This window comes from Nodularia sp. UHCC 0506 (assembly GCF_034931045.1).
GTDB lineage: Bacteria > Cyanobacteriota > Cyanobacteriia > Cyanobacteriales > Nostocaceae > Nodularia.
This window is the reverse complement of the sequence record NZ_JAYGHH010000054.1, coordinates 6,765-10,290: the sequence shown is the minus strand read 5'-3', so window position 1 is coordinate 10,290 and position 3,526 is coordinate 6,765. Positions and strand designations below refer to the sequence as shown.

Annotated in this window: 1 protein-coding gene and 1 pseudogene; both read left to right on the top strand. The window is 32.3% G+C overall.

What is annotated here, in order from left to right; genetic code table 11:
• Positions 1-331, top strand: a 331-nt coding sequence (locus tag VB654_RS21640; RefSeq protein ID WP_323215861.1) for a hypothetical protein, incomplete at its 5' end; no start/stop codon positions are given.
• Positions 332-552: 221 nt separating this feature from the next.
• A pseudogene (locus tag VB654_RS21635) lies at positions 553-3,526 on the top strand (hypothetical protein); the annotation flags it as partial.

Here is a 3,526-nt window from a genome sequence, read left to right as displayed (position 1 = left end):
AGTCGCACAGGATTTAGTTCATTTAATCATGCCGCAGTACAACCCAGACCGAGATAAGTGGGTACTTTGTCAAGCAGTTCACTGTGACGCATCGAAACGCTGGGAGAACGTACCCATTGAAAATTTTGATACCCGGTTTATTCCCAGTATTTGTCAAAAGTTGGATTTAATTAATCGAGAACAGTGGCGTAATAGTGTAAAACAACAAATTAACATCCGCCAACTGGCTAAAAAACGGAAAATGCCTGGAAGTGGCGATCGCACCGAAAATGACAACCGCGAAGTCCAGCAACGTAAACAAGAAATCGAAGGCAATGATTATGAGGAATGAATGAAAATGTAATAGAATGTAGATTGTTAAATCTAGGCATCAATGAATAATAAAAATTCGTTGTTGTCGAGTGCCAAATTATCTGGCAGCGTTGACAAAATGATGATACTTTTGCCAAAGTCTTGTCTGCATTGCATTAATAGACAGAGTTGTTTAGTTGGGGTAAAGGTAAGCGGCTTATGTTTTTTCGAGTAACATATTAATATTTAATATTTAGAGTAATGCTAGAAATTAACTTTCAACAAATTCGTCCTTATAATGGTGGCTTGACAGACGCATTTGAAGAATTATGCTGTCAAATATTTCACCGACTGTCTGATAATTCAATTCCAAATTTTCAACCACCACAAGGAAGCCAATTTCAACGTTTTCGAGGTGCAGGGGGTGATGGTGGAGTTGAAGCAATTTGGATTTTACCTAATTGTGATAAGTGGGCAATTCAATCTAAATATTTTCAAAAAGATAAATTAGAAACTTCTGAATTTAATCAAATGAAAAATTCACTGGAAACGGCAGTGAAGAATCATCCTGAAATTACCCAATACATCTATTGTATTCCATTTGATTCTACAGGAAAAAAAGCAGAAGGTAAGCTAGGAAAAAGTCAAACCGAAAAACTTGAAGAATGGAAAGAAAAGCAACTAGCAAATTTAAAATCTAATAATATTAATCTTTCTATCGAATTTTGGACAGAACACATACTAAGAGATTATTTACTTGCTGTAGATAAAGGAGGTGGTTTACGTCGCTATTGGTTTGACCATGAAGTGATGACAAATGATTGGCTTGAGAAACGATTAAATGACGCTGAAGTTCAAGCAGGTAAGCGTTATTCTCCAAAAATATCGGTAAATATTCCTGCTTTTGATGCTTTGGAAGCTTTTGCTCGTCAAAATGCCTGGAAAGAACAAGTAGATAAGTATTTAGAAGAATTTAATGAAAATATTCAACAATGGCATAGTCATGTCAAAAATGTAAACGAATTACCAGAAAATAGCCATCAAATAGTCGAAAATATTACAGAACAGATTATTTCACTAAACTCGATTTTAAATCAAGATATTTATCCTCAATCTTCTAATGATTTACAGAAAGTAATATTACAAATTGGGAATCTAATAGAAAACATAATACAAGTAGAACAAATATTTCTTAATGAATTTATAGAAAAGCATGGTAAAAATGCAGATAATCCACAATTTCGACAGTTTCATGCTGAATATCAATGTGATTTTCCTGCCGCAAAGTTAGATACAACTCGTGATTTACTTAAGTTTTTATATAAAATGGAGAAATGGATAAATAGTCCAGAATTTATTTTACCTAGAAGCCAATTTATGTTGCTTCGTGGTTGTGCTGGAGTTGGTAAAACCCACGCTATTGTGGATCATGCCCTACATATTAATAAAGCAGGACAAATATGTTTAGTATTTTATGGGGAAGATTTTACTGGAGATGAACCTTGGAAGATTTTTGGTAATAAATTGGGTTTATCTAGCAATATCAGCAGAGATGAACTTTGGGGAATGATTGATTCCGCAGCCGAAGCAACAGAGAAAAATGCCATCATTTATATTGACGCACTTAATGAATCATCGGAAAGGCGAAGATGGAAAACATCTTGGTTAGAACCTCTACGTCAAAAAATTACTAATTTTCCAAGATTAAAATTATGTGTTTCATGTCGCGATACTTATTTAGATGACGTATTTGATAATAGAAGTAAATGGGTTGAGTTTGAACATAACGGTTTTCTTGGACGTGAGTTTGATGCAATTAAGCAATTTTTTAAATTTTATAAATTAGAAATACCAGCTACACCATTATTACAATCAGAATTTGCCAATCCTTTATTTTTACATTTAGTTTGTCAAGCTATAGAAGGACTTGAATCTAGAATATTACCTCTGGGTACTATTGGATTTACTGATGTTTTACGTTTATTACTTGAGGAAAAAAATAAACGAATATCAGAAATTTGTCGTTATGATAACAGAGATGACAATGTTACTGAAGCTGTTAATGCTTTAGCCAAAAAAATGGCTGAAGAAAAAACTAGACTACTTTCAAGAGTAACAGCACAAAAAATTGTTAATGAGATATTTTCTGTTGAGGATAGCGAACGTTCACTATTTATTCAATTAGAAAAAGAAGGTTTAATTGCTCTTATTGAACAAAAAACTAGACCTCTTGCACCTAAACAATGGTTTTGTCGCTTTACATTCGAGCGTGTAGCAGACTTTTTGATAGCGTTATTTTTATTAGAAGAAGTTGAAGGTAATCAACTTAATCCTACCAATCCTAATGCAATACAATCAGTTGATGAATTAAGCAATATTGTTATCAATAATTTTGATAATAAAACTTTAAATGAAAATCAAGGTTTACTAGAAGCACTTTCAATTATTTTACCTGAAAAATTTAACGTTGAACTAATTGATATTATTAATGATAATACCAATATAAATATAGATCGTTATAAAATTTTGACAATTATTGCTTCTGGATTTCAATGGCGTGCTATTGAAAATTTTTCTGAAAGAACTGAAGAGTTAGTTTATGGAGGTTTATCTAATTCTAATTGTTGTCCAAACATCTTAGATTCTCTGTTTGGAATTGCTGTAATTCCAAATCATCCACTTAATGCTGAGTTTATTAATAATTTACTAGAACAACAGCTTTTGACAACTAGAGATCCATTTTGGTGTGCTTCGCTTTATGAAGATTTTGAAAAGCAAAAAGGAGCTTGGCGTTTAATTGAATGGTCACTGAAAGCAGATTTATCTTCATTTAATGAAGAAACTAGTAGTTTATGGGCATTGTTTTTAAGTTGGTGTTGTGCCGCTTCAGATAGACGAGTTCGAGATAGAGCAACTAAAGGTTTAACCAGGCTTTTTATTAGTCATCCTAATATTATTAAAATTACTCTAATTAGATTTCTTGATATTGACGATGATTATGTTTTGGAAAGAGTTAGTTTAGCTGCTTATAGTTCAATCTTGGTTGTAGATGATAACAATTTGGTTAAGGATGTTGCCAACACAATTTATGCTGAAATTTTTGATATAGGTAACATCTCTGAAAATGCGCTTATTCGTGATTGGCTAAGATTAATTATTGAATTAGCTCATAGTCGTAATCTATTAAATAGTACTATTGATATCAATAAATGTAGACCTCCTTACAACAGTCAAC